Raw genomic sequence first — 25,775 nt, forward strand, 5'->3', positions numbered from 1 at the left:
TCCGGATCCTACGCAGGCCCGGAGTTCGGGCAGGGCGACGGGTTATCGGCCGCTATGCCGCCCAGTGCAATGTGGGGCTAGACAACCGGCATGGTGCCGGACGTGCATCCTGCCGCCGCCAACGCGGAAAGGGCGAAAACTGTTCGGCCACCATTCATGGCGACGTTTGGGGCCTGGCCCAGCTACGTCAGGATGGCCAGCTCCTTAGGGAACCTAGTCAGTAGCTCCGCGGTCTGACCCCTGGTTTCCGACGCATCGCCGGCGACGACCAAGGTGTCCTCGATGCGGACACCGCCGCGGCCGGGCAAGTAGACGCCGGGCTCCACCGTCACGACCGAACCCGCGAGCAACGTCCCGGACGAGGTGGCACCGATTCCCGGTGCTTCGTGGATCTGCAGGCCCACCCCATGTCCCAAACCGTGGCTGAATTGCTCGCCGTAACCCGCGTCGGCGATCACCTGGCGTGCGGCGCCGTCCACTTCACGCAGGTCGGCGCCGGGCCGCAGCGCCTCGCGGCCGGCCCGCTGCGACTCGGCAACCAGCTGGTAGATCTCCAGCTGCCAGTCCGCGGCCTTGCCCAGCACGAACGTGCGGGTCATGTCCGAGTGATAGCCGGCGACCAGCGCACCGAAGTCGATCTTGACGAAGTCACCGTCGGCGAGAACCGCATCGGTCGGCCGATGGTGCGGGATCGCCGAATTCGGTCCGGCGGCCACGATCGTCTCGAACGAAATCGCGTCGGCGCCGTGATCGAGCATCAACCCCTCAAGCTCGCGGCTCACCTCGCGCTCGGTGCGGCCGGGCCGCAAACCGCCCCGCGCCACCAGCTCTTTCAGTGCGGCGTCGGCGGCCTCGCAGGCCAGTCGCAGCAGTGCCACCTCACCGGCGTCCTTGATCTCGCGCAGCGCTTCGACCGTTCCGGCGGCCCGCACCAGCTCGGTCTTACCGCCGTGCTCGCCCACCTCGCTCGTCAGTACGTCGAAGCCGTCCACCGTGACCACATTGCTTTCGAAGCCCAGCCTGGACACGCCCGCGTCGCCCGCCCGCCCCGCCAGGTAGCGCCCGACGGCCCGCTCGATGGCTACTTCCAGATCGGGCGCCTGCGCGGCGGCCTGGGTGCGGTAACGGCCGTCGGTAGCCAAAATGGCTTCGCGATCGTCGGAAAAGACCAGCAACGCGCCGTTGGACCCGGAGAAACCTGACAGATAGCGCACGTTAATCAGGTCCGTGACCAGCATCGCGTCCAGGCCGCTGGCACCGATCTGGCTTTTTAGATTGTCTCGACGCTGGGAATGTGTCACGACTCACGACGGTACTCGCTACGCTGGTCAGCCATGAGTAACTGGATGCTGCGTGGATTGGCGTTCGCTGGGTTGATGGTGGTCGTCCGGTTGTTTCAGGGGACGATCATCAATGCGTGGCAGACGCAAGCCGGGCTGGTAAGTGTCGTACTGCTTCTCCTCTTCATCATCGCCGTAGTCGTGTGGGGGGTGATGGACGGCCGGTCCGACGCCAAAGCCAATGCGGATCCGGATCGCCGCGCGGACCTGGCGATGACCTGGCTGCTGGCCGGCCTGTTCGCCGGGATTCTCAGCGGAGCCGTTTCGTGGCTCATCGCGCTGTTCTACAAGGGCCTCTACACCGGGGGCCTGATCAACGAGGTGACGACGTTCGCGGCGTTCACCGCGCTCTGCGTCTTCCTGCCCGGAATCATCGGGGTGGCCGTCGGCCGCTGGCGGGTGGACCGCAATCCCCCGGCCGACCGGCCAGGCGGGCCGGACGAGGAGCGGGCTGACACCGACGTGTTCGCCGCCGCCCGCAGCGACGAGGCCACGACGGGCGCCGTTGCGCCGGAGGCACAGACCTCGGCGGTGGCCACCGCCGAACGCGAAGCGCCCACCGAGGTGCTTCCGACGGGCCGATGGGGAGCGCCCACCGAGACGATCCCCACCACGGAAGACGACGCCAAGACCGAGGTCATTCGCACCGACGACCCGAAGAAGGACTAGCCGCTGGTCCTGGTCTCGACCAGGTAGCGCAGCGCAAGCAGGTAGCCCTGGACGCCCAGCCCGACGATCACTCCGGTCGCCACCGGGCTGAGATACGAGTGATGCCGAAACTCTTCGCGCGCATACACATTGGAGATGTGCACCTCGATCAGCGGGGCGCGCAGCTCGGCGCAGGCATCGCGAAGCGCCACGGATGTGTGGGTCAGGCCGCCGGCATTGAGAATCACCGGCTCCCCCGCGTCGGCGGCCAGATGAATCCAGTCCAGTAGTTCGGCTTCGCTATCGCTTTGCCGCACAACGGCTTTGAGCCCCAGGTGGACGGCCTCACGTTGGATCAGCGCGGCCAGCTGCTCGTGGGTGGTGTCCCCGTACACCTCGGGTTCGCGCCGCCCCAGCCGGCCCAGGTTCGGCCCGTTGATCACATTGACTGTCTTGCTCATGGCGCACAGACTCCCGCGTAGGCCGTCACCAGCAGACCCGGGTCCGGTCCCACCAACCGGCCCGGCTTGGCCAGCCCGTCGAGAACCACGAACCGCAGCACACCGGCGCGGGACTTCTTGTCTCCAGCCATATATTCCAGCAGCTGGGGCAGCGCGTCGGGGTCGTAGCTCACCGGCAGGCCCAACGAGGTCAGGATGGCGCGATGACGCGCGGCGGTGTCGTCGTCGAGCCGGCCGGTAAGCCGGGCGAGCTCGGCAACGAACACCAAGCCCACCGATACCGCGGCACCGTGCCGCCACTGGTAGCGCTCCCGGCGTTCGATGGCATGCGCCAAAGTGTGTCCGTAGTTGAGGATTTCGCGCAGCTCGGATTCTTTTTCGTCGGCGGCGACGACCTCGGCCTTGACGGCGATCGCGCGACGGATGAGCTCCGGCAGCACGTCACCCTTGGGGTCCAGCGCCGCCTGCGGGTCGGCTTCGATGAGGTCGAGGATCACCGGATCGGCGATGAACCCCGCCTTCACCACTTCGGCCATTCCGGCCACGATTTCGTTGTGCGGCAACGTTTCCAGGGTGGCCAGGTCGACCAGGACGGCTAGCGGCTGATGGAAGGCGCCGACCAGGTTCTTGCCCGCCTCGGTGTTGATGCCGGTCTTGCCGCCCACCGCCGCGTCGACCATGCCCAGCAACGTCGTCGGCACATGCACGATCGAGACGCCACGCAACCAGGTGGCCGCGGCAAACCCCGCGACATCCGTGGCCGCGCCGCCGCCGAGGCTGACCAGGGCGTCCTTGCGGTCAATTCCGATGCGGCCCAACACTTCCCAGATGAAGCCAACGACCGGCAATTCTTTTCCGGCCTCGGCGTCCGGGATTTCGATGCGGTGTGCGTCGACGCCCTTGTCGACCAGGTAGCTGCGGATCGCCTCGGCGGTCTGCGCCAATACCGGTTGATACAGGATCGCGACCCGGTGCCGGTCGCCGAGCAGTTCGCCCAACTCGGTGAGCAAGCCGGTACCGATCACCACCGGGTACGGCGGGTCGACGGCCACCTGCACGGTGACCGGCGGGGTGGGTTCTGTCATGTGATGGCCCCGGTGTTCTGCGGCAGCCGGGACATGATGTAGCGCACCACCGCCCCGGGATTGCGGCGGTTGGTGTCGACCCGGAGCGTCGCGACGCGCCGGTACAGCGGAGTTCGTTGCGCCATCAGGGCGCGGTATTTCTCGGCGCGATTTCCGCCGGCCAGCAGGGGCCGGGCGGAGGTGCCGCCGGTGCGCCGCACGCCTTCTCGAGCCCCGATCTCCAAGTAGATGACGGTGTGGCCGGCCAGCGCATCGCACACCCCCGCGGTGGTGACCGCGCCGCCGCCGAGCGATACGACACCGTCCTGGTCGGCCAGCGCCGCGCGCACCACGGCTTCCTCGATGCGGCGGAATTCCTGCTCCCCGTCGGTCGCGAAGATGTCGGCGATCGTGCGGCCGGTCTGCTGCTCGATCAACACGTCGGTGTCGACATAGCCGACGCCCATCGCCTTGGCCAGCCGACGCCCGATGGTCGACTTGCCCGAGCCCGGCAATCCGACGAGTACCGCCCTGGGGGTCACGGCGCGCCTACCCGGACGCCTTGGCGCGTGCGGCCGGCGCTTCGTGCTCGGCGACCGCGCGCTGGTAAGCCTCGATGTTGCGCCGGGTTTCGGCCAGCGAATCGCCACCGAACTTGTCCAGCGCGGCCCGGGCCAGCACCAGCGCCACCATGGTCTCGACGACGACGCCGGCGGCCGGTACCGCGCACACGTCGGAGCGCTGGTGGATGGCGACGGCCTCGTCGCCGGTGGCCATGTCGACGGTGGCCAGTGCGCGCGGCACGGTCGAGATCGGCTTCATCGCCGCCCGCACCCGCAGCACCTGGCCGTTGGTCATGCCGCCTTCCAGGCCGCCGGCCCGGTTGGTCGAGCGGATCACGCCGTCGGGCCCCGGGTACATCTCGTCGTGGGCCTGGCTGCCGCGGCGGCGCGCGGTCTGGAAGCCGTCGCCGATCTCCACGCCCTTGATCGCCTGGATGCCCATCACGGCGGCCGCCAGCTGGCTGTCCAGGCGGTTGTCGCCGCTGGTGAACGACCCCAGCCCGACCGGCAGGCCGAGTGCCACGACTTCCACCACACCGCCCAGGGTGTCGCCGTCTTTCTTGGCGGCCTCGATCTCGGCGATCATCGCCTGCTCGGCGGCCTTGTCGAAGGCGCGCACCGGGCTGGCGTCGATCGCGGTCAGGTCGTCGGATCCGGGCGGCGGTCCGTCGTAGGGCTCCGACGGACCGATCGCGATGACGTGCGAGAGCACCTCGACGCCGAGTGCCTGGCGCAGAAACGACCGGGCGACCGTGCCCGCCGCGACGCGGGCGGCGGTCTCTCGCGCGCTGGCGCGCTCCAGCACCGGCCGGGCGTCGTCGAAACCGTATTTGAGCATGCCGGCGTAGTCGGCGTGTCCGGGCCGGGGCCGGGTGAGCGGCGCGTTGCGTGCGATGTCGGCCAGCTCGGCGGGGTCGACCGGGTCGGTGGCCATCACGGTTTCCCATTTCGGCCACTCGGTGTTCCCGATCTCGATGGCGATCGGCCCGCCCAGGGTTAGGCCGTGGCGCACCCCGGCCAGCACGGTGACCGCGTCCCGCTCGAACTGCATGCGGGCGCCGCGGCCGTAACCGAGCCGGCGACGGGCCAACTGGTCGGCGATTTCGGTGGAGGTGACCTCCACACCCGCGACCATGCCGTCGACCACGGCTACCAACGCGCGGCCATGGGACTCCCCGGCGGTGATCCAACGCAACACGAGTCCCATTCTCCCATGGGGACATGCGTGGGCTTAAATCCGCGCGCTGCCTCAGAAGAAGCTGGTATCCGGCAGTTCCGCGCCGTTGACGGCGACGTCGCCGAGCACCCGCGCCTTGTAGACCGTCGGGTTGTGCGAGAACAGCGTCCGCAGGTTGCGCCAGTGCCGGTCCAACAGCGCCGATGCCTGTATCGCGGAGGCACCACCCGCGTCGAAGACGCGCGATGCCGCCCGCAGCGCGGGCTCCTGGATCGCGACCTTGACGCGGGCGGCCGAGATCGACGCCCGCTTCTCCAATTCGGGGTCGATCCCGGTGTCGCGCGCCGCGTCGAGCGCGGGCGCGAGTTCGGCCGCCGCGCTGCGCACCAGCGCCTGCGCGGTGTAGGCCACCGCGTCGATCTCGCCGACGATCTGCAGCAGCTGCGGGTCGGCGGTCGGTTGGTCGACGCTGGCGAAGGTGTAGGTGCGCCGCCGCCCACGCACCAGCGCCGCGGCGTCGGCCGTCAGCGCGCGCAGGATCCCGGCGGCGATCGCGTGCAGATACAGCTGCATCAGCGCGCCCCGGGCGCGGTCCAGACCGATGTTGGCGCCCAGCGGGAACACCTCGTCGGCCGCGACCTCCACGTCGTCGAATACCGTTGTGCCGCTGCCCGTTTGGCGCTGACCGATGCCGTCCCAGTCGTCGACGTGCTCGACGCCGGCCCGGTCGACCGGAATCACCACCGCGGTCGGGGCGCCGTCGTCGCCCTGCGCGGTGATCCGCAGATGGTCGGAGAACTGCGCGCCGGTGCTGTAGAACTTCCGGCCACGCAGCCGCAAGCCGTGCTCGGTGGCCACCAGCCGGGTGTCGCGGTTGTTGCCTCCGATCGACGTCTGGCTCTGCTCGGAGTTGGCCCCACCGATCAGCCCGCCCTCGGCGACGATCGCGATCCAGCGCTCGCTGCCCGGGCGCTTCGGCCTGATCTGCAGCTCCTCGACCAGCGCGTGGTGCACCCGCAGGATGTGCGCCAGATCGGGGTCGGCCGCGGCCAGCGCGATGAGGTGGTCGAAGAACTCCGGCACCGTATAGCCCGCGCCACCGTGTTCGCGGGCCAGCCGCACGGCGCCCAGCCGCTGCTCCCGGACGAGTTTGAGCCCGCGCAGCGGCGGCTCGGTCAAGCCGTCGGCCAAGCGCAGGCGGTAGTCCCCGGCGATGTCGGCGAGCACATGATCGACCCCAGGCATGCGCCGAAAGTTAGGCGCGCACAGCCAAACCGGCAACGATTTGCAGCGTCACAATTTTTAACCGGGCTCAACCGAGCAGCACTGCACCCGCGGTGGCCAGGCACATCGACGGACCGTGGGGCACCGGGGCGGCGCGGCACACCACGCCCAGCAGCACGGTCAGCACCGGCGCGGCCAAAGCCGCCAGAAACCAGACCGCGACGCCGAAACCGCCGGCCAGCCCGCCCAGGCCGATCGCCAGTTTCACGTCGCCGGCTCCCATCCCGGCCGGCGCGATCAGGTGCACCAGCAGATACAGCCCGGTCAATGCCGCGGCTCCGGCCAGCGCGGGCACGCCGCGCCCGAGGCAACAGGCGGCCACCAGGATCAGCCCGGCCCCGGGCAGCGTCAGCAGGTTGGGCAGTCGGCGTCGCCGGATGTCGTGGCAGCTCAGCGCCACCAGCCAGACCAGAACCACCGCCGCCGCTGTCGCCCGCACCCGCGGGACCCTAGTCCAGGGCGGCCAGAGCGCCAGTCATCGCTTCGCGCGGGGCGGGCAGCCCGGTGAACTGCTCCACCTGCGCGAAGGCCTGGTGCAGCAACATCTGCACGCCGTTGATCACGCGCCCGCCCACGTCGGCCACCGCGGCGGCCAGCGGGGTGGGCCACGGGTCGTAGACGGCGTCCAGCAGCACCGGAATCGTCGCGAAGGTGCCGGCATACCGCGCGGCCACCTCGGCCGGGATCGTGCTGACCAGGACCTGCGCCGCCGCCACCTCAGCGGCCAGGCCGTCCCCGTCCAGCTCGCAGAACCGCGTCGGCACGCCGGCCCGCGCCCCCAGATCCACCAGCCGGGCCGCCTTCTCCGGGTTGCGCGCCACGACGGTGATGCCGCCGACTCCAAGCTGGGCCAGGCCCACGACGGCCGCCGGCGCGGTGCCGCCCGATCCACAGACCAGCGCCCATCCAGAGGCCGATCCGATCGCCCCGCTGACGCCGTCGATGTCGGTGTTGTCCGCCCGCCAGCCGCGGGGCGTGCGCACCAGCGTGTTGGCCGATCCCACCTGCTCGGCGCGCTCGGTGCGCTCGTCGGCGAACCGCAGCGCGGCGAACTTGCCCGGCGCCGTCACCGACACACCGACCCATTCCGGCCCGAACCCGCCGACGACACCCGGCAGTTCCTCGGCGCCGCACTCGATGCGCTCGTAGGTCCAGCCGTCCAGGCCCAGCGCGCGATAGGCCGCGAGGTGCAGTTGCGGCGATTTCGAATGCGCGATCGGCGACCCGAGGACGGCCGCCTTGCGGGAAGGCGCCGGGTTAGCGGGGCGTGCTGTCGAGGACACCGTTGTGCTTAGCCAGCTCGATATTGGCCAGATGCTGCTTGTAGTCCTTGGTGAACAGCGTGGTCCCCTGGGCGTCGATGGTGACGAAGTACAACCAGTCACCCGGCTCGGGATGCTCGGCGGCATGCAGCGCATCGATGCCGGGCGAACAGATCGCCGTGGCGGGCAGACCCGGCGAGACGTAGGTGTTCCACGGCGTCTTCTGGGCCCGGTCGGCGTCGCTGGTGGCCACCTCGCGGCGGTCCAGCGGATAGTTCACCGTCGAATCGAACTCCAGCGTGTGGTGCGCGTTCAGGCGGTTGTAGATGACCTGCGCCACTTTCGCGAAGTCCTGCGAGTTGGATTCCTGCTGCACCAGCGAGGCCACCACCAGGATGTCGTACGGCGACAGCTTCATCGCCGCGGCGGTGTCCACCAGCCCGGACTGCATGTACTCCGCGGCCCCGGCGCTGATCAGGTTCGCCAGGATGTTCTGCGGCGTGGCCGACGGGTCGACGTTGAAGGTCCCGGGCCCGATCAGCCCCTCGATCCGGCGGTGATCGGTGCCCAGCTCGGTGACCGGCTGAATCGCCCAGGCCGGCACCGACAACACGTTGGGCGGGGTGTTGCCCGCCGCCGCGCGCAGCTCGTCCACCGAGACGCAGTGCTTGTTGCCGTCGAGATCCACACAGGTGGCGCGCGAGATCAGCGTCAGGATTCCCGGGTTGACCTTGTTGGTCTTCATGTCGGTGGTGTCGTCGAGCTGACGCCCTTCCGGAATCACCAGTTTGCCCACCCGGTTGCCGGGGTCCGTCAGCCGCTCGACAGCCGAAGCCGCCGGGATTTCGGTGCGCATCCGGTAGAAGCCCGGCTGGATCGAGTTGATCGCGGCGTTGCCGTGCGCGGCGTTGATGAAGGCCCGGACGGTCTTGATCACACCCTGGTTGAGCAGCGTCTCGCCGACGATCGTCGTCGAGTCGCCGGCTTGGATCTGAATCACGATGTCGCGCTTGCCGTCTCCGCTGTAGTCGTCCCCGGCGCCGAACACCGTGTGCCACATCTTGGAGCCGACGAAGACCGCGGCCACCACGATCACGACGAGCACGCCCAAGACGATGCGGCCGGTGAAACGGCGCCGCCGGCGCCCGCGCTCGGCCTTGATCCGGGCCATCCGGCTGGTGCGGTGCCGGGGTGGACCGACCGCGGTCGGCTCGGCCCGTTCGTCCCGCGCGCTATCCACCATCGATGACATCCCCCGCCGCCTGGGCCCCGGACTCGGCCAGCGTGGCCCGGCGCTGATCGAGCCAGCTCTGCAGGATCGCCACGGCCGCCGCCTGGTCGATCACCGCCCGCTGCTCCTTGGCGCGCACACCCGCCGCGCGCAGGGCACGCTGCGCGCTGACGGTGGTCAGTCGTTCGTCGGCGAGCCGCACCGGCGTGGGCGAAACCCGCCGCGCCAGCGCCTCGGCCAGCTCGATCGCGTCGAGCGCCGACGGCCCGGTGCGGTCGGCCAGCGTCCGGGGCAACCCGACGACCACCTCGACCGCTTCCAGTTCGGTGACGAGCTCGGCCAGCCGTCGCAGGTGCTTGCCGGAGCGGTCCCGGCGCACCGTTTCCACCGGTGTGGCCAGGATGCCGTCGGGATCGCTGGCGGCCACCCCGATGCGCACGGTGCCGACGTCGATGCCTAGCCGCCGTCCCCGCCCGGGGTCGTGGTTAGGGTCGCCGGGCCGGTCGGGCAAGCGATGCTGTGCCAATTCCACTCAACCGACCCGCGCTATCACGGCGATCTCGGAGCGGATCGCGTCCAGCGCCGCGTCGATGCCGGTCGGATTCTTTCCGGAGCCCTGCGCCAGGTCGGGCTTGCCCCCGCCACGGCCGTCGACGGCCGTGGCGAGCTGTTTGACCAGTTCATTGGCCCGGATCCCGAGGTCTTGGGCGGCCGGATTGGCGGCTATCGCGTAGGGGACGGTCTCGCCCTCCCCCTCGGCGATCAGCGCGACCACCGCGGGATCGCTGCCCAGCTTGCCCCGAATGTCGCCGACCAGGGAGCGCAGATCGCCTGCCGTCATCCCGCCCGACATCCGCTGCGCCACCACACGGACGTTACCGATCCGCTCCGCACCGGCCGCCGCATTCGCCGCCGCGGCCTTCGCGCCGGCCTGCCGGGCGCGTTCGAGTTCCTTCTCCGCAGCCTTGAGCCGCTCGACCAGATTGGCCACCCGGGCGGGCACCTCATCGGACGGCACCTTCAGCGACGATGCCAGCCCCGCCATCAGCGCCCGCTCCTTCGCCAGGTGCCGGAACGACTCCAGCCCGACGTAGGCCTCCACCCGGCGCACCCCGGAGCCGACCGACGATTCGCCCAGGATTGTCACCGGGCCGATCTGCGCCGAATTGTGCACATGCGTTCCACCGCACAGCTCCAGCGAGAACGGGCCGCCGATCTCCACCACCCGCACTTCGTCCGGGTAGGCCTCGCCGAACATCGCCATTGCACCCATCGCCTTGGCCTTGTCGAGGTGCTCGAGGAACGTGTGCACTTCGAAGTCGGCCTGCACGGCCTCGTTGGTCACTTCCTCGACCTGGGTGCGCTGCTCGTCGGACAGCGGGCCCTGCCAGTTGAAGTCGAAGCGCAGGTACCCCGGACGGTTCAGCGATCCGGCCTGAACAGCGTTGGGGCCCAACACTTGTCGCAGTGCGGCATGCACCATGTGGGTACCCGAGTGCCCCTGGGTGGCGCCCTTACGCCAGCCGGCGTCTACCGCCGCGACGACGGTGTCGCCCTCGACGAATTCGCCAGACTCGACGTTAACCCGATGCGTCCAAAGGGTTTTGGCGATCTTCTGCACATCGGTGACCGCGGCCCGCGCGCTCTCGCCGGCACCCGTTCCGCTGATCGTGCCCTCGTCGGCGATCTGCCCACCGGACTCGGCGTACAGCGGCGTGCGGTCCAGAATCAACTCGACGCGATCGGCGCCGACGCCGTCGGCGTGCGACACCACCGGGACTCGTTTGCCGTCGACGAAGATGCCCAAAATCCTTGCCTCGGAGCTTAACTCGTCGAAACCGGTGAACTCGGTCGGGCCGGCGTCAACCAGCTCGCGGTAAGCGGTCAGGTCGGCGTGCGCATGTTTGCGCGCGGCGGCATCGGCCTTCGCGCGCTTGCGCTGTTCGGCCATCAGTTCCCGGAAGCCGATTTCGTCGACCTGCAGGCCCGCCTCGGCGGCCATCTCCAGGGTGAGCTCGATCGGGAAGCCGTAGGTGTCGTGCAGGGTGAAGGCGTCCGAACCCGAAACCACCTTGGCCCCAGCAGCTTTGGTGGTTCCCGCAACGTCGTCGAATAGCTTCGACCCCGACGCCAGGGTGCGGTTGAACGCGGTTTCCTCGGCGACGGCGATGCGGCGGATCCGGTCGAAATCCGTGACGAGTTCGGGATATGACGGGCCCATCGCGTCGCGGACGGTGGTCATCAGGTCGCCGACGATCGGGCCTTCGATGCCCAGCAGCTTGGCGGAGCGGATCACCCTGCGCAGCAGCCGGCGCAGCACGTAGCCGCGGCCGTCGTTGCCCGGGCTGACGCCGTCGCCGATCAGGATCGCGGCGGTGCGGCTGTGGTCCGCGATCACGCGGTAGCGGACGTCGTCGTCGTGGTTGCCGGCGTCATAGCCGCGCGGTGCGCGCGCGGCCACCAGGTCGATGACCGGCCGCAGCAGGTCGGTTTCGTAGACGTTGTGCACGCCCTGCAGGATGAACGCGACCCGCTCCACACCCATGCCGGTGTCGATGTTCTTGCGCGGCAACGGCCCAAGGATCTCGAAGTCTTCCTTGCTGGTTCCCTCGCCGCGCTCGTTCTGCATGAACACGAGGTTCCAGATCTCGATGTAGCGGTCCTCGTTGGCGATCGGGCCGCCCTCGATGCCGAATTCCGGGCCGCGGTCGTAGTAGATCTCCGACGACGGACCACACGGCCCGGGGATGCCCATCGACCAATAGTTGTCGGCCATGCCCCGGCGCTGGATCCGTTCGAGCGGCAGGCCGGCGATCTCCTGCCACAGCTGGACGGCCTCGTCGTCGTCGAAAAAGACCGTCGTCCATATTTTTTCGGGGTTCAGCCCGTAACCACCCTCGGAGACGCTGTTGGTCAACAGATCCCAGGCCAGCGCGATGGCCTCGCGCTTGAAGTAGTCGCCGAACGAGAAGTTGCCGGCCATCTGGAAGAAGGTGTTGTGCCGGGTGGTGATGCCCACCTCGTCGATATCCGGGGTGCGGATGCACTTCTGGATGCTGGTGGCCGTCGCGTACGGCGGGGTGCGCGCGCCCAGGAAGAACGGCACGAACTGGACCATGCCGGCGTTGACGAACAGCAGGTTGGGGTCGTCGAGGATCACCGATGCGCTCGGCACCTCGGTGTGACCCGCCTTCACGAAGTGATCAAGAAACCGTTTCCTGATCTCGTGTGTCTGCACTCTTTTCCGCTTCTTCCTATAAGGGCTGTCCAACGACGCGTTTCGACCGCTCACAGTACCGGTCCCGGCGCCGTCGAATTCCCGGCAGCTAACCCTCCAAAAAGCTCAACCGCACCGAGCGCCGCGGGTTGTCCCGGTTGAGGTCGACCAAAACAACGCTTTGCCAGGTCCCCAGCTGCGGCTCGCCGGCCGCGACCGGCAGCGTCACCGACGGCGAGACGATCGCCGGCAACACGTGGTCGGCGCCGTGTCCGGCCGAGCCGTGCGCGTGCCGGTAGCGGTCGTCGCGCGGCAACAGCCGGTCCAGCGTGTCGAGCAGGTCGTCGTCGGAACCGGCGCCGGTCTCGATGATCGCCACCCCAGCCGTCGCATGCGGGACGAACACGTTGCACAAGCCATCCCCACAGGAGAAGCAAAACCTGCGCACCGCATCGGTCAGATCCACGATGCGACGACTGGTGGTGTCCACCTCGAGCACATCCGTATGCATCTGACCAAGAGTACGGCGCGCCCGCGCTGACCAGCCAATCGTCTGTGAGCACGGCCACACGAAGCGGACACGCCGAGAACACTGCGGGAAGCCATTGCCAGCGCTAGCCGGGAGGAGGAAGGTTACTTGTCAGGGGGGCCGAACGCGACGCCGGGGGCGTTGCTCAGACGAGTTAGGGGTCCATCCGTGTTCGCACGTTCTTTCACCATCGAGGGACAACCCGAGTCGGTCGACACCGGAATCGCGCATTGTCGCGACGTCGTCGTGCCGGCCATGGAGGAGCTTGACGGGTGTGTCGGCCTTTCGCTGTTGGTAGACCGACAATCCGGCCGCTGCGTCGCCACCAGCTCATGGGAGAGCATCAAGGAGATGCGCGCCAGCGCCGAGCGGGTGGCCATCATTCGCGACCACATCGCGCTGATGTTCGACGGCAGCGCGAGCGTGCAGGAATGGAGCGTGGCCTTCCTGAACCGGCGCCAGCCGTCGCTCGAGGGCGCCGCGGTGCGGGCCACCTGGGTCAAGATCGTGCCGGACCAGCTCGAGCGCTCTCTCGACTTCTACCAATTGATCGTGGTTCCGGAGATGGAGGACCTCGAGGGTTTCTGCAACGCCAGCCTGCTGGTCGACCACCCCACCTCGCGGCGGGCGGTGTTGTGCACGACGTTCGAGAGCCAGGAGGCGATGGCCCGCAACAGCGACACGGCCAGCGAGCTGCGCAGCCGGCGGGCCCGCGACCTGGGGGTCGAGATCGTCGACGTCGCCGAGTTCGAGCTGGCGATCGCCAACGTGAAAGTGGCCGACCTGGTCTGAGCGGCTAGCCGCGCTTGCGGCGGATGATCGCGCGCAACCGCTCCAGGCGCCCGGTGATCTCGCGTTCGACGCCGCGACCGGTGGGCCGGTAGTAGTCGACGTCCGCCAGCTCGTCCGGCGGATATTGTTGCGCGACAACGCCATCCGGGTGGTCGTGGGCGTATTTGTAGCCCTGCGCATTGCCGAGTGCGGCCGCTCCCGAGTAGTGGCCGTCGCGCAGATGGGCAGGCACCAGGCCAGCCCTACCCGCCTTGATGTCGTTCATCGCCGCGGCCAGTGCGGTGGTCACCGCGTTCGACTTCGGCGCGGTCGCCAGGTGAATCGTGGCGTGCGCCAACGTCAGTTGCGCTTCGGGCATGCCGATCAGCGCCACCGTCTGCGCGGCGGCGACCGCGATCTGCAGCGCCGTCGGGTCGGCCATGCCGATGTCCTCGCTGGCCAGGATCATCAGCCGCCGCGCGATGAATCGCGGATCCTCCCCCGCGACGAGCATGCGGGCCAGATAGTGCAGCGCCGCGTCGACGTCGGAGCCGCGCATCGATTTGATGAACGCGCTGATGACGTCGTAGTGCTGATCGCCGTCGCGGTCGTAGCGCACGGCGGCTTTGTCCAGTGATTGCTCGACGGCCGCGACCGTCAGCTCGCCGCCCGCCTCGACGGTTTCGGCGGCGACTTCCAGCGCGGTCAGCGCGCGGCGGGCATCGCCCGCGGCCAATTGCACCAGCAGGTCGACGGCCTCGGGTTGCACGCCGATCTGGCCGCCCAGGCCCCGCGAATCGTCGATCGCGCGCTGCACCACGACGCGGATGTCGTCGGCCGTCAGCGGGCGCAGCTGCAGGATCAGCGACCGCGACAGCAACGGCGCCACCACCGAGAACGACGGATTTTCGGTCGTCGCGGCCACCAGCAACACCACCCGGTTCTCCACCGCGGACAGCAACGCGTCCTGCTGGGTTTTGGAGAACCGGTGCACCTCGTCGATGAACAGCACCGTCTGCTCGCCGGCAAGCAGCGCCCGGCGCGCGCTGTCGATGACCGCGCGGACGTCTTTGACCCCGGCCGACAGCGCCGATAGGGCTTCGAACCGGCGGCCGGTCGCTTGGGAGACCAGCGCCGCCAACGTCGTCTTGCCGCTTCCCGGGGGGCCGTACAGGATGGCCGAGGCCACCCCCGAGCCCTCGACCAAGCGGCGCAGCGGCGACCCGGGCGCCAGCAAGTGGTCCTGCCCGACGACTTCGTCCAGCGATGCCGGGCGCATCCGCACCGCCAGCGGCGCACCGGCCGACACGCCCAGGGCGTCGTTGGCCGTCCGCGACTCGCCGGGCAGGTCAAACAGACCGTCGGACACGGCTTCAGACATACCACGCAGCTCGGACAGGTACGCGCATTGGTGGCGACCGCGCCCGAACAGGCGCGAAGCAAGCAAAGCTCAATCCTCGCTCCCCCGGCGCATATTTGCTAAGTTCCGGGTTGCCAAGTTCCGTGCGTGTGCCCGCCAGCTTTTCCGACAGCAAACTAGGACGGCAAATGAGCCAGCCCCCAGAACAACCAGGTGACCCGGCCGACCCGCTCGGCGGCGACCAGAACCCTCCGGGCTACTCGCAACCGCCTTGGCACGCCGCGCCGGGCTATGGCGCACCGCCCCCGCCGCCACCGGGCTACGGCCCGCCGCCGGGCGGCTACAACCCGCCCGGACCTCCTCCCGGCGGCGCACCGCCCCCCGGCTACGGGGCACCGCCCCCGCCGCCCCCCGGGTACGGCGCACCGCCGGCCGGCTACCCGCCGCAGCCGGGCTTCGGTGGCTCCACCGCGCCGAAATTCGACGTCGGCGAGGCGGTCAAGTGGTCGTGGGCCAAGTTCATGCAGAACCCCGCGGCGTTGATCGTTCCGGTCTTGGTCTACGGCACGGTGATCACCGTCTTCGCCCTGATCGCCGGGCTGTTGCCAATGGTCTTCGGTGAGAGCACCGCCACGACCTACACCAACAGCTACGGCGAGACCACCAGTGGCGTCGACATCGCCTACGGCCCCGCTTCGATCGCGGTGATGATCGTCGGCTACATCCTGGTCTTCATCGCCGCGATATACATGCACGCTGGGTTAACGACCGGCGCCCTGGACATCGCCGACGGCAAGCCGGTGAGCATCGGAACGTTCTTCAAGCCCCGCAATCTCGGCCCGGTATTCGTCGTCGCGCTGCTGGTTGCGTTCGGCGCGGTGGTCGGATCGATCCTGTGCATCATCCCGGGCCTCATCTTCGCGTTCCTCACGTTGTTCGCCATCCCGTTCGTCGTCGACCGGTCGCTGTCACCGGTGGAAGCCATCAAGGCCAGCATCGCGACGACGCGGGCCAACATCGGCCCCGCGCTGCTGTCGTGGCTCGTGCAGTACGCGGTGGTGCTGGTGGGCGAACTGTTGTGCGGTGTCGGCATGATCGTCGCCATCCCGGTCGCGGCGCTGATTCAGATCTACACCTACCGCAAGCTTTCCGGCGGTCAGGTCGTTGTGCTGGAGCAGCCCGGTTACCAGCCGGGACCGCCGGCCGGGCCCCCACCCGGACAGCAGTTCGCCTAGTACGTCGCCGGCGGCGAGGACCCAGAAACCCGCCTGCGCCAATCCTCGCCACCCGACCGCTTATTTGTTAAGTTCCGGGTGGCCAAGTTCCGCGCATTCACATGAGGACGGCAGATGAGCCAGCCCCCCGAATATCCAGGTAACCCGGCCGACCCCTACGGCGCGCCGCCGCCACCGCCACCCGGCTACGGCGCACCCCCGCCACCGCCACCCGGTTACGGCGCACCCCCGCCGCCGCCCCCCGGCTACGGCCCGCCACCTGGCTACGGTGCGCCGCCCCCCGGCTACGGCGCCCCACCCCCCGGCTACGGCCCGCCACCGGGCTACGGCGCCCCGGCCGCCCCGCAATTCAGTGTGGGTGCGGCGTTCAGCTGGGCCTGGAACACCTTCACCAAGAACGCCGCCGCGCTGATCGTTCCGACCCTGGTCTACGGCCTGCTGTTCGCCGCGGCGTCCGCCCTGAACTTTGTCGGCCAGAACATGAGCGCGAACGTGACACCGTATGACTCCTCCGACTACGACTTCGACTTCGCTGCGAATCTCAGTCCCACCGGAACGGCCATCGTCGGGCTCGGCTACCTCGTCTCCTTGCTTGTGACCGCGTATGCCCAGGCCGCGTTCCTGTCGGGATGCCTGGATCTCGCGGACGGCCGGCCGGTGAGCATCGGATCCTTCTTCAAGCCGCGCAACCTCGGCATGGCGTTTCTCGCCGCATTCCTGGTCAGCATTCTCACCTCGATCGGCTACGCCGCGTGCTTCGTTCCCGGCATCGTCGTGGGGATCTTCACCCAGTTCATCATCCTGTTCGTCGTCGATCGCTCGGAGAACGCCATCAAGGGGTTCGGGTCGGGCTTCTCGTTGGTGGGGTCGAATTTCGTCAACTCCCTGCTGGTGTGGCTGGTGACAATGGCGACGATTTTCGTCGGTGCGCTGGCGTGCGGCGTCGGCCTGTTGGTGGCGGCGCCCGTCGTGGCGCTGATCCTCACCTACGCCTACCGCAAGCTTTCCGGCGGTCACGTCGCGTCGGCCGAACAGCCCGGCTACCAGCCGGGACCGCCGGCCGGCCCGCCACCGGGGCCGCTGCCCGCGTAGGCGGCCCGGCTCCGCGACCGGCGGCGCGCTGCGGCGTCGCTGCCCTTGTGATGAGATCAGCGGTTATGAGCATCAAAGTTGCGCTGGAGCATCGCACCAGCTACACCTTTGACCGGGGGGTCCAGGTTTACCCGCACGTGGTGCGGTTGCGCCCAGCGCCCCACTCGCGCACGCCCATCGAGGCCTACTCGCTGCGGATCGAGCCCGCTGACCACTTCATCAACTGGCAACAAGACGCGCTCGGCAATTTCCTTGCCCGGCTTGTGTTCCCGAACCCGATGCAGCAGCTGACGATCACCGTCGGGCTCATCGCCGACCTCAAGGTGATCAACCCGTTCGACTTCTTCATCGAGGAATCGGCCGAAACATGGCCTCCCGCTTCGGGGTTGATGTATCCCAAGGCGCTCGCCGACGACCTCAGGCCGTATCTGCGCCCGGTCGACGAAGACGTCGAAGGATCCGGGCCCGGTGAGCTCGCGCGGGCGTGGGTTGCGAACTTCTCGGTGCCCGACGGCACTCGCACCATCGACTTCCTGGTCGCGCTCAACCACGCGGTCAACGCCGACGTGGCCTACAGCCTGCGGATGGAACCCGGCGTCCAGACACCGGATTTCACGCTGCGTACCGGCGTCGGCTCGTGCCGGGATTCGGCGTGGTTGCTGGTGTCGATCCTGCGCCAATTCGGGCTGGCCGCCCGGTTTGTGTCCGGCTACCTGGTGCAGCTGGCCTCCGACATCGAAGCGCTCGACGGGCCGTCGGGGCCCGCCGCCGACTTCACCGACCTGCACGCCTGGACCGAGGTGTACATCCCCGGCGCGGGCTGGATCGGGCTGGATCCGACGTCGGGACTGTTCGCCGGCGAAGGCCACATCCCCCTGGCGGCCACGCCGAATCCCTCGGGCGCAGCACCGATCAGCGGCAGCACCGGCCCGTGTAAGACCACCCTGGAGTTCTCCAACACCGTCACCCGCATCCACGAGGATCCGCGCGTCACACTGCCCTACACCGACGCGGCGTGGGAGACGATCTGCGCGGTCGGGAGCCGCGTCGACGAACAGCTCGCCGCCGGCGATGTCCGGCTGACCGTCGGTGGCGAACCCACCTTCGTGTCGGTGGACAACCAGGTCGACGAGGAGTGGACGACCGCCGCCGACGGCCCGCACAAACGGCAGCGCGCGTCCGAGCTGGCCGCCCGGCTGAAATCGGAGTGGGCCCCGCAGGGACTGATCCATCGCGGACAGGGCCGCTGGTATCCGGGAGAGCCGTTGCCGCGCTGGCAGATTGCGCTCTACTGGCGCACCGACGGGCTGCCGCTGTGGACCGACGACACGCTGCTGGCCGACCCGTGGGCGACCGAGCCGACGAGTTCGACGGCGGACGACGAGAGCGCCTACCAGGTGCTCGCCGGGGTGGCCGAGAGCCTGGGATTGCCACTGTCCCAGGTGCGGCCGGCCTTCGAGGACCCATTGGCCAGGCTCGCCGCCAAAGTCCGCCTGCCACGCGGCGACGCGGTCGAGTCCAGCGACGACCTCACCGACGACGATGCCGCCGCCCGCACCGCACTGCTGGCTCACCTCGACGAAACCACCACGACCCCAGCGGCATTCGTGCTGCCGTTGCACCGCCGCGACGACGACCTCGGCTGGGCCAGCTCGAACTGGCAGCTGCGCCGCGGCCGCGTCGTGCTGCTCGAAGGAGATTCACCGGCGGGGCTGCGGCTCCCGCTGAATTCGATCAGCTGGAAAGCGCCGCGGCCGTCGTTCGACGTCGATCCCCAGACCGTGGGCGAAGCCTTGCCGGCGGAGCCCGGCAAGGCGGCCGTGGACGACGACGACACCGCGCCGCGGACCACGATGGTCGCCGAGGTCCGCGACGGGCTGCTGTACGTATTCATCCCGCCCACCGAGGCGCTGGAGCACTTCGTGGACCTGATCGCCCGGGTCGAGGCCGCGGCGGCCAAGGCGCAGTGCCCGGTCGTGATCGAGGGCTACGGCCCGCCGCCGGACCCGCGGCTGCAATCGACGACGATCACGCCCGACCCCGGCGTCATCGAAGTCAACATTGCGCCGACCGCCAGTTTCGACGAACAACGACGGCAGCTCGAAACCCTCTACGAGCAAGCCCGATTGGCCCGGTTGTCCACGGAGTCGTTCGACTTCGACGGCAGCCACGGCGGTACCGGTGGCGGCAACCACATCACGCTCGGCGGCGTGACGCCGGCGGACTCGCCCCTGCTGCGCCGCCCGGACCTGTTGGTCTCGCTGCTGACCTACTGGCAGCGGCACCCCGCGCTGTCCTATCTGTTCGCCGGCCGCTTCGTCGGGACCACCTCGCAGGCGCCCCGGGTCGACGAAGGCCGCGCCGAGGCGCTGTACGAACTCGAGATCGCGTTCGCCGAGATCGCCCGGCTGTCCGCCGGCGGCGCGACCAAACCGTGGGTGACCGACCGGGCGCTGCGGCACCTGCTGACCGACATCACCGGCAACACCCATCGCGCCGAGTTCTGCATCGACAAGCTCTACAGCCCGGACAGCCCCCGCGGCAGGCTCGGGTTACTGGAGCTGCGCGGCTTCGAGATGCCGCCGCATCTGCGCATGGCGATGGTGCAGTCGCTGCTGGTGCGCTCACTGGTGGCCTGGTTCTGGGACGAACCGCTGCGCGCCCCGCTGATCCGGCACGGCACCAACTTGCACGGCCGATACTTGTTGCCGCACTTCCTGATTCACGACATCGCCGACGTGGCCGCCGATCTGCGCGCGCACGGCATCGCGTTCGAGACCAGCTGGCTGGACCCGTTCACCGAGTTTCGATTCCCGCGCATCGGCACCGCCGTCTTCGACGGCGTCGAGATCGAGCTGCGCGGCGCGATCGAGCCGTGGAACACCCTCGGCGAGGAATCCACCGCGACGGGCACCGCCCGCTATGTCGACTCCTCGGTCGAGCGGCTGCAGATCCGCATCATCGGCGCCGACCGGCACCGCTACGTCGTGACCTGCAACGGCTACCCGGTGCCGTTGCTGGCCACCGACAACCCCGACATCCACGTGGGCGGGGTGCGGTACAAGGCGTGGCAGCCGCCCAGCGCGCTGCATCCGACGATCACCACCGACGTGCCGTTGCAGTTCGAGCTGATCGATCTCACCTCGGGAACGTCACGCGGCGGCTGCACCTATCACGTCTCGCATCCGGGCGGCATGGCCTACGAGGAGCCACCCGTCAACGCCGTTGCGGCCGAATCGCGCCGCGCCCGCCGGTTCGAGGCGATCGGCTTCACCCCGGGCAAGCTGGACCTCTCCGCGATCCGGGAGAAGCAGGCCAGGATATTCACCGATATCGGCGCGCCGGGCATTCTCGACCTGCGGCGCGTGCGTACCGTGCAGCAGTAATGGCGTCTTCGGAGAACTAGCATCACGATGGCACTCGACCCCTTGGCGGTTACCGGTACGTCCGGCGACCACTACGACGCCGATCGGCTACTGGCCGGCTACCGGACCGCGCGCACCCAGGAAGCGCTGTTCGACCTGCGCCCCGCCGGCGCGCAGCCGGCCGGCTACGACGAATTCCTGGACGAAGACGGCAACGTGCGGCCGGCCTGGACCGAGCTGGCCGACACGGTCGCCCAGCGCGGCCGGATGGGGCTTAATCAGCTGCGCTCGGTGGTGCACAGCCTGATCGACAACGACGGGATCACCTACACGGAGGTCGAGCCCGACGGTGGCCGCGCCCTCGAGCCGCGGCCATGGAGCCTGGACACCCTGCCGATCGTGGTGTCCGCGGCCGACTGGGAGGTGCTCGAGGCCGGGCTGCTGCAGCGCTCGCGCCTGCTCGATGCCGTGCTCGCCGACCTGTACGGGCCGCGCAGCTTGCTTACCGACGGCATGCTGCCGCCGGAGCTGGTGTTCGCGCACCCCGGTTACGTGCGCGCGGCCAGCGGGATCGAAGTGCCCGGCCGCCACCAGCTATTCATGCACGCCTGCGATCTGAGCCGGCTGCCGACCGGCGCCTTCGAGGTCAACGCGGACTGGACGCAGGCGCCCTCGGGTGCCGGTTACGCGCTGGCCGATCGACGCGTGGTCGCGCACGCGATTCCCGATCTCTACGAGCGGATCGCGCCACGGCCCAACACCCCGTTCGCGCAGGCGCTGCGGCTGGCGCTGATCGATTCCGCACCCGACGACGCGCAGGACCCGGTGGTGGTGGTGCTCAGCCCGGGTATCTACTCGGAGACCGCATTCGACCAGGCGTATCTCGCGACGCTGCTGGGTTTTCCGCTGGTCGAAAGCGCCGACTTGGTGGTCCGCGACGGCAAACTGTGGATGCGCTCGCTGGGGACCCTGAAACGGGTCGACGTCGTGCTGCGCCGCGTCGACGCGCTCTACACCGACCCGCTGGATCTGCGGGCCGATTCCAAGCTCGGGGTAGTCGGTTTGGTGGAGGCACAACGCCGCGGCACGGTGACCGTCGTCAACACGCTGGGCAGCGGGATCCTGGAAAGCCCTGGGCTGCTGCGGTTTCTGCCCGAGCTGGCCGAACGACTGCTCGGCGAAGCCCCGCTGCTGAACACCACGCCGGTGTACTGGGGCGGTATCGCCAAGGAACGCTCGCACCTGCTGGCCAATCTCTCGTCCCTGTTGATCAAATCGACTGTCGGCGGGGAAACCCTTGTCGGACCGACGCTTTCGTCGGCCCAGCTGACCGAAGTGGCCGCACGCATCGAGAGCATGCCATGGCAGTGGGCCGGTCAGGAGCTGCCGCAGTTCTCCTCGGCGCCGACCGACCATGCCGGCGTGTTGTCGTCGGCCGGTGTCGGCATGCGATTGTTCACGGTCGCCCAACGCAGCGGCTATGCCCCGATGATCGGCGGCGTCGGCTACGTCTTGGCGCCCGGGCCCGCGGCCTACACACTGAACACTGTTGCGGCAAAAGATGTTTGGGTGCGCCCGACGGAACGCGCCCGCGCGGAGACCATCACCCTGCCGACCGAGGTGCAGCCGGTGAAGACCGCCGCGGGCACCTGGGGGGTCAGCTCGCCGCGTGTGCTGTCCGACCTGTTCTGGATCGGGCGCTACGCCGAGCGTGCGGAAAGCACGGCCCGGCTGCTGATGGCCGCCCGCGACCGCTTCCACGTCTACCGCCACCACCAGGAGACCGAGGAAAGCGAGGTCGTGCCGGTATTGATGGGCGCCCTGGGCCGCATCACCGGCAGCGACACCGGAGCCGACAATGACCATGCCGAGATGATCGCGATCGTCCCGTCGACGCTGTGGGCGCTGACCTTCGACCCGGCCCGGGCGGGCTCGCTGGTCCAGTCGGTGGAGGGGCTCGCCCTGGCCGCCAGGGCGGTGCGCGACCAGATGTCCAACGACACCTGGGTGGTGCTGGCGACCCTGGAGCGCGGACTTGCGCACCGGGCCGACCCGCCGCAGTCGCTGGGCGAGGCCGACACCCTGCTCGCGTCGGCCCACGGGCGCACCTTGGCCGGGATGCTGACCCTGTCGGGGGTGGCCAACGAGTCGATGGTCCGCGACGTGGGCTGGTCGATGATGGACATCGGGAAACGGATCGAACGCGGCCTGTGGCTGACCGCGCTGCTGGGAGCCACGCTCACGACGGCTCGCGACGCCGTCGCCGAGCAGACCGTCATCGAGTCGACGCTGGTGGCTTGTGAATCGTCGGTCATCTACCGGCGTCGCACCGTCGGCCAGATCAGCGTCGCCGCGGTGACCGAGCTGATGCTGTTCGACGCCAAGAACCCGCGCTCGTTGCTCTATCAGCTGGAGCGGCTGCGGGCCAACCTCAAAGACCTGCCCAGCGCGTCGGGATCGTCGCGTCCGGAGCGGATGGTCGAGGAGATCAGCACGCAGCTGCGCCGGTCGAGTCCCGCCGCGCTGGAGGGGGTGGACGCCGATGGGCACCGCGCCGAACTGGCCGAGTTGCTCACCGCGATCCACGCCGAACTGCGCGATCTGGCCAAGGTCATCACCGAGACGCAGCTGACCCTGCCGGGCGGTATGCAACCGCTGTGGGGCCCCGACGAACGCCGCGTGATGCCGGCCTAGTCCGCGACGGCCGATTCAGCCCGCGACGGCGGCGGGCCCCTGCGCGGCGGACACCACCTCGTCAATGACGTCGTGGATGAACTGCATCTTGTCCAGCACCGCGGCCGGCAGCACGAACGGATACAGATCGTCGTGGCCCATCGACCGGTTCACCATGTTCAACGACCACGACAACGGCAGCCACATCTCGATGATGTTGGGAAAAGCGCTGGGGCCCAAGGGCGGCCGGTCGAACGTTGCCGACGCCGATGCGAGACCGCACCACGCCGAGGTGTCCAGGGTGTCGCGGATGTGCAGGTAATGCGCGAACGTCTCGGCCCAATCCTCGGCCGGGTGCATCGTCGCGTAGGACGACACGAAGCTTTTCTTCCATCCCGCCGGGACGCCCTCGTTGTAGTGCCGGTCCAGCGCCTCTTGATAATCGGCGTCGGGATCGCCGAACAGCTCGTTGAAGCGCCTGAGGTTCTCCTGCGAGGAAGCGATCAACCGGTAGAAGTAGTAGTGGCCGATCTCGTGCCGGAAGTGGCCGAGCAGGGTCCGGTACGGCTCGTCCATCTCGACGCGCAGTTGCTCGCGGTGGACGTCGTCGCCCTCAGCCAAATCCAATGTGATGACGCCGTTTTCGTGCCCGGTCATTACGTTCTCGTGCGCGCTGGACAGCAGCCGGAAGGCCAACCCGTAGTCGGGATCTTCATCACGACCGATGATCGGCAGCTTCAGCTCGTGCAGCTCGACGATCAGCCGCCGCTTGGCGGCCTCGGCCTGGGCGAACTCCGCCAGGCCGACCGAGTCGGTGTCGTTGGGCCGTTCGGTCGTCAGCACGCATGACGCGCAGCGCAGCCGGGGGTTGTTGACGGGGACCAGCCAATTACATTCGGCGACTTGTAGATTGGCGCACAGTTGATAGTCGGCGCCATCCACGAAACCGGCGGGATCGCTTGAATCGCCGCCCTTGGCGATCACCAACAGAGCCTTCTGTTCGAGCGAGAACCCCAGCGCGCTACCGCAGTTCAGGCAGCTGGAGTTCTCGAACGCCAGCCGCTGGCCGCAGTTGGGACAGTTGAAATCACGCATACAGCTCATCGCCTTCGAAGGGCACCACGTCGACCGCAACGTCGATCTTGCTGCGCTTGGAGTCGGTGTAGATGATGCCACGCAGCGGCGGCACGTCCGCATAGTCACGGCCCCGCCCGACGATGATGTAGCGCTGGTCGACCATCTGGTCATTGGTGGGATCGAGCCCAAGCCATTCGAACTGGCCGGGCTGCTGCGGGGTCCACACGGCGGCCCAGGCGTGGGTCGCGTCGATGCCGATCATCCGTTCCTTTCCGGGTGGCGGGTCGGTGGCCAGATAGCCGGACACATAGCTGGCCGCCAACCCGTTGGCGCGCAGGCAGGCGATCGCCAGCCTCGCAAAGTCTTGACATACCCCTTCCCGGGCCGTCAGAACCTCATTGACACCGGTGGAAATCGTCGTCGAACCCGAGCGATAGGTGAAGTCGGTGAAGATCCGCGACGCCAGGTCGCGCAGCACCTCGATCAGCGGGCGCCCGGGGGCGAAACTGGGTGCCGCGTAGTCGCGGACTTCGTCGGTGATCTCCGGCGGGTTCAAATCCAGGGCGTACTCGGTCGCCAGCGCTCCCCGGCGCCCGGCCGGCCGGGCCGCCTCCCACGGTTCGATCGCCGGGCCGTTGCTGTAGCGCTCGGGCGGCGCCGGATAGACGTCGACGATGGAGTCGCTGGTCACCGTCAGGGTGCGATGCGGCTCGGTGACATGGAAGTAGGAGCTGATGTTCCCGTAGCCGTCGACGCTGGTGGAGCTGTCGGCGGGGGCCGGGTCGATGGTCAGCCGGTGCGCGATGCATTGCTGGCGTTGCGAGTCCCGCGGGGTGAGAAATCCGCGGCCATAGGAGCTGGTCACGATGTCCGAGTAGCGGTACTGGGTGCGGTGGGTGATGCGATGACGGCGGGTGGCCGGGGGCTGCACTGCAGAAGACAACGAGCGACCTCCTGAGATCTGCGGATGCGTGGTGGGCGACCGACAACCAATACGGCACCAAGCGCACCATAGCGGGAGCACAATCGATCTGTGGCCACCTGGGACGACGTCGCCCGGATCGTGGGTGAGCTGCCACTCACCTCCGAGCCGTCACCGCGCGACTGGCGGGTCGGCAAGAAGTTGCTGGCGTGGGAGCGGCCGCTGCGCGCGTCGGACCGCGATGCGCTGTCGGCGAACGGGGCGGAGCCGCCCGAGGGCGACATCCTGGGTGTCTGGGTCTCCGATGAGGGCGTCAAGTTCGCGCTGGTCGCCGACGAGCCGACGATCTACTTCACCACCCCGCATTTCGACGGCTATCCCGCGGTGCTGGTCAAGCTGGCCGAGATCGACGTGCCCGGTCTCGAGGAACTGATCACCGAGGCCTGGCTGACGCGGGCGCCCAAGAAGCTGGTCCAGGAGTTCCTGACCGGCTCGATCTGAGCC

General features: G+C 68.8%; 22 protein-coding genes. 7 read left to right on the plus strand and 15 right to left on the minus strand.

All coding sequences use genetic code 11. The features are described from left to right. Window positions 1-182: 182 nt before the first annotated feature. A complete protein-coding gene (locus LMQ14_RS16640) occupies window positions 183-1,301 on the minus strand; it encodes a M24 family metallopeptidase (RefSeq protein ID WP_267730653.1) in 1,119 nt (372 codons plus the stop codon). Between the two features lie 33 nt (window positions 1,302-1,334). Between LMQ14_RS16640 and LMQ14_RS16645 the strand changes: the two genes are divergently transcribed. Beyond that, entirely contained in the window at window positions 1,335-2,009 is a 675-nt protein-coding gene (locus tag LMQ14_RS16645; RefSeq protein WP_267730654.1) for a B-4DMT family transporter, read from the plus strand. Here LMQ14_RS16645 and aroQ read toward each other — a convergent pair. The 11 genes from aroQ to LMQ14_RS16700 form a co-directional block, all read right to left on the minus strand. Beyond that, complete coding sequence (gene aroQ / locus LMQ14_RS16650) at window positions 2,006-2,449, minus strand: type II 3-dehydroquinate dehydratase (protein WP_267730655.1); 444 nt, start codon at window positions 2,447-2,449, stop codon at window positions 2,006-2,008. The two genes, LMQ14_RS16645 and aroQ, sit on opposite strands and share 4 nt — an antisense overlap. Further along, on the minus strand, window positions 2,446-3,534 hold the full coding sequence (gene aroB / locus LMQ14_RS16655) for a 3-dehydroquinate synthase (protein WP_267730656.1): 1,089 nt from the start codon (window positions 3,532-3,534) through the stop codon (window positions 2,446-2,448). The genes aroQ and aroB overlap by 4 nt, the downstream gene beginning before the upstream one ends. After that, window positions 3,531-4,055: a shikimate kinase gene (locus LMQ14_RS16660; RefSeq protein WP_267730657.1), complete on the minus strand. Its 525-nt coding sequence runs from the start codon at window positions 4,053-4,055 to the stop codon at window positions 3,531-3,533. The genes aroB and LMQ14_RS16660 overlap by 4 nt, the downstream gene beginning before the upstream one ends. Before the next feature lie 7 nt (window positions 4,056-4,062). Continuing rightward, window positions 4,063-5,274 (minus strand): chorismate synthase, encoded by a 1,212-nt coding sequence (gene aroC / locus LMQ14_RS16665; RefSeq protein WP_267730658.1) that lies wholly within the window; start codon window positions 5,272-5,274, stop codon window positions 4,063-4,065. Window positions 5,275-5,325: 51 nt separating this feature from the next. Then, window positions 5,326-6,498 carry an acyl-CoA dehydrogenase gene (locus LMQ14_RS16670; RefSeq protein ID WP_267730659.1) on the minus strand — a complete coding sequence of 391 codons (1,173 nt, stop codon included), beginning with the start codon at window positions 6,496-6,498 and terminating at the stop codon, window positions 5,326-5,328. A gap of 67 nt (window positions 6,499-6,565) precedes the next feature. Continuing rightward, window positions 6,566-6,976, minus strand: coding sequence for a prepilin peptidase (locus LMQ14_RS16675; protein ID WP_267730660.1), 411 nt, complete (start codon window positions 6,974-6,976; stop codon window positions 6,566-6,568). A 10-nt stretch (window positions 6,977-6,986) separates the two neighbouring features. Next, window positions 6,987-7,820, minus strand: a complete 834-nt coding sequence (locus tag LMQ14_RS16680; protein WP_267730661.1) for a shikimate dehydrogenase — start codon at window positions 7,818-7,820, stop codon at window positions 6,987-6,989. Further along, on the minus strand, window positions 7,795-9,042 hold the full coding sequence (locus tag LMQ14_RS16685; RefSeq protein ID WP_267730662.1) for an endolytic transglycosylase MltG: 1,248 nt from the start codon (window positions 9,040-9,042) through the stop codon (window positions 7,795-7,797). The genes LMQ14_RS16680 and LMQ14_RS16685 overlap by 26 nt, the downstream gene beginning before the upstream one ends. Beyond that, complete coding sequence (ruvX, locus tag LMQ14_RS16690) at window positions 9,032-9,562, minus strand: Holliday junction resolvase RuvX (protein WP_267730663.1); 531 nt, start codon at window positions 9,560-9,562, stop codon at window positions 9,032-9,034. Before ruvX ends, LMQ14_RS16685 begins: the two co-directional genes overlap by 11 nt. Next, the gene (gene alaS / locus LMQ14_RS16695) at window positions 9,563-12,268 is read right to left on the minus strand and encodes an alanine--tRNA ligase (RefSeq protein WP_267730664.1); all 2,706 of its coding nucleotides are present in this window, start codon (window positions 12,266-12,268) and stop codon (window positions 9,563-9,565) included. Between the two features lie 88 nt (window positions 12,269-12,356). Continuing rightward, complete coding sequence (locus tag LMQ14_RS16700; RefSeq protein ID WP_267735557.1) at window positions 12,357-12,746, minus strand: secondary thiamine-phosphate synthase enzyme YjbQ; 390 nt, start codon at window positions 12,744-12,746, stop codon at window positions 12,357-12,359. A 198-nt stretch (window positions 12,747-12,944) separates the two neighbouring features. Here LMQ14_RS16700 and LMQ14_RS16705 point away from each other — a divergent pair, with 198 nt between their 5' ends. Further along, window positions 12,945-13,568, plus strand: coding sequence for a hypothetical protein (locus LMQ14_RS16705; RefSeq protein ID WP_267730665.1), 624 nt, complete (start codon window positions 12,945-12,947; stop codon window positions 13,566-13,568). A 4-nt stretch (window positions 13,569-13,572) separates the two neighbouring features. Here LMQ14_RS16705 and LMQ14_RS16710 read toward each other — a convergent pair whose 3' ends face one another. Next, window positions 13,573-14,928, minus strand: a complete 1,356-nt coding sequence (locus LMQ14_RS16710; RefSeq protein WP_267730666.1) for a replication-associated recombination protein A — start codon at window positions 14,926-14,928, stop codon at window positions 13,573-13,575. 167 nt (window positions 14,929-15,095) lie between these two features. Between LMQ14_RS16710 and LMQ14_RS16715 the strand changes: the two genes are divergently transcribed. The 4 genes from LMQ14_RS16715 (at window position 15,096) to LMQ14_RS16730 (ending at window position 23,293) form a co-directional block, all read left to right on the plus strand. Next, window positions 15,096-16,142 carry a hypothetical protein gene (locus tag LMQ14_RS16715; protein ID WP_267730667.1) on the plus strand — a complete coding sequence of 349 codons (1,047 nt, stop codon included), beginning with the start codon at window positions 15,096-15,098 and terminating at the stop codon, window positions 16,140-16,142. A gap of 114 nt (window positions 16,143-16,256) precedes the next feature. Further along, the gene (locus LMQ14_RS16720) at window positions 16,257-17,234 is read left to right on the plus strand and encodes a hypothetical protein (protein WP_267730668.1); all 978 of its coding nucleotides are present in this window, start codon (window positions 16,257-16,259) and stop codon (window positions 17,232-17,234) included. A 65-nt stretch (window positions 17,235-17,299) separates the two neighbouring features. Then, complete coding sequence (locus LMQ14_RS16725; protein WP_267730669.1) at window positions 17,300-20,620, plus strand: DUF2126 domain-containing protein; 3,321 nt, start codon at window positions 17,300-17,302, stop codon at window positions 20,618-20,620. A gap of 27 nt (window positions 20,621-20,647) precedes the next feature. Continuing rightward, a complete protein-coding gene (locus LMQ14_RS16730) occupies window positions 20,648-23,293 on the plus strand; it encodes a circularly permuted type 2 ATP-grasp protein (protein WP_267730670.1) in 2,646 nt (881 codons plus the stop codon). A 15-nt stretch (window positions 23,294-23,308) separates the two neighbouring features. Here LMQ14_RS16730 and LMQ14_RS16735 read toward each other — a convergent pair whose 3' ends face one another. Further along, complete coding sequence (locus tag LMQ14_RS16735; RefSeq protein ID WP_267730671.1) at window positions 23,309-24,367, minus strand: zinc-binding metallopeptidase family protein; 1,059 nt, start codon at window positions 24,365-24,367, stop codon at window positions 23,309-23,311. Then, entirely contained in the window at window positions 24,360-25,292 is a 933-nt protein-coding gene (locus LMQ14_RS16740; RefSeq protein WP_267730672.1) for a transglutaminase family protein, read from the minus strand. Before LMQ14_RS16740 ends, LMQ14_RS16735 begins: the two co-directional genes overlap by 8 nt. Window positions 25,293-25,382: 90 nt before the next feature. Between LMQ14_RS16740 and LMQ14_RS16745 the strand changes: the two genes are divergently transcribed. Further along, complete coding sequence (locus LMQ14_RS16745; protein ID WP_267730673.1) at window positions 25,383-25,772, plus strand: MmcQ/YjbR family DNA-binding protein; 390 nt, start codon at window positions 25,383-25,385, stop codon at window positions 25,770-25,772. Window positions 25,773-25,775: the final 3 nt, after the last annotated feature.

The organism is Mycobacterium sp. Aquia_213 (assembly GCF_026625985.1).
Lineage (GTDB): Bacteria > Actinomycetota > Actinomycetes > Mycobacteriales > Mycobacteriaceae > Mycobacterium.

Bases quoted from the DNA above. Each gene is read 5' to 3' on its own strand.
- aroB (WP_267730656.1), bottom strand. From the start codon at position 3,534: ATGACAGAACCCACCCCGCCGGTCACCGTGCAGGTGGCCGTCGACCCG.
- LMQ14_RS16735 (WP_267730671.1), bottom strand. From the start codon at position 24,367: ATGCGTGATTTCAACTGTCCCAACTGCGGCCAGCGGCTGGCGTTCGAG.
- LMQ14_RS16725 (WP_267730669.1), top strand. From the start codon at position 17,300: ATGAGCATCAAAGTTGCGCTGGAGCATCGCACCAGCTACACCTTTGAC.
- aroQ (WP_267730655.1), bottom strand. From the start codon at position 2,449: ATGAGCAAGACAGTCAATGTGATCAACGGGCCGAACCTGGGCCGGCTG.
- LMQ14_RS16710 (WP_267730666.1), bottom strand. From the start codon at position 14,928: ATGTCTGAAGCCGTGTCCGACGGTCTGTTTGACCTGCCCGGCGAGTCG.
- LMQ14_RS16670 (WP_267730659.1), bottom strand. From the start codon at position 6,498: ATGCCTGGGGTCGATCATGTGCTCGCCGACATCGCCGGGGACTACCGC.
- LMQ14_RS16645 (WP_267730654.1), top strand. From the start codon at position 1,335: ATGAGTAACTGGATGCTGCGTGGATTGGCGTTCGCTGGGTTGATGGTG.
- LMQ14_RS16715 (WP_267730667.1), top strand. From the start codon at position 15,096: ATGAGCCAGCCCCCAGAACAACCAGGTGACCCGGCCGACCCGCTCGGC.
- LMQ14_RS16685 (WP_267730662.1), bottom strand. From the start codon at position 9,042: ATGGTGGATAGCGCGCGGGACGAACGGGCCGAGCCGACCGCGGTCGGT.
- LMQ14_RS16730 (WP_267730670.1), top strand. From the start codon at position 20,648: ATGGCACTCGACCCCTTGGCGGTTACCGGTACGTCCGGCGACCACTAC.
- LMQ14_RS16720 (WP_267730668.1), top strand. From the start codon at position 16,257: ATGAGCCAGCCCCCCGAATATCCAGGTAACCCGGCCGACCCCTACGGC.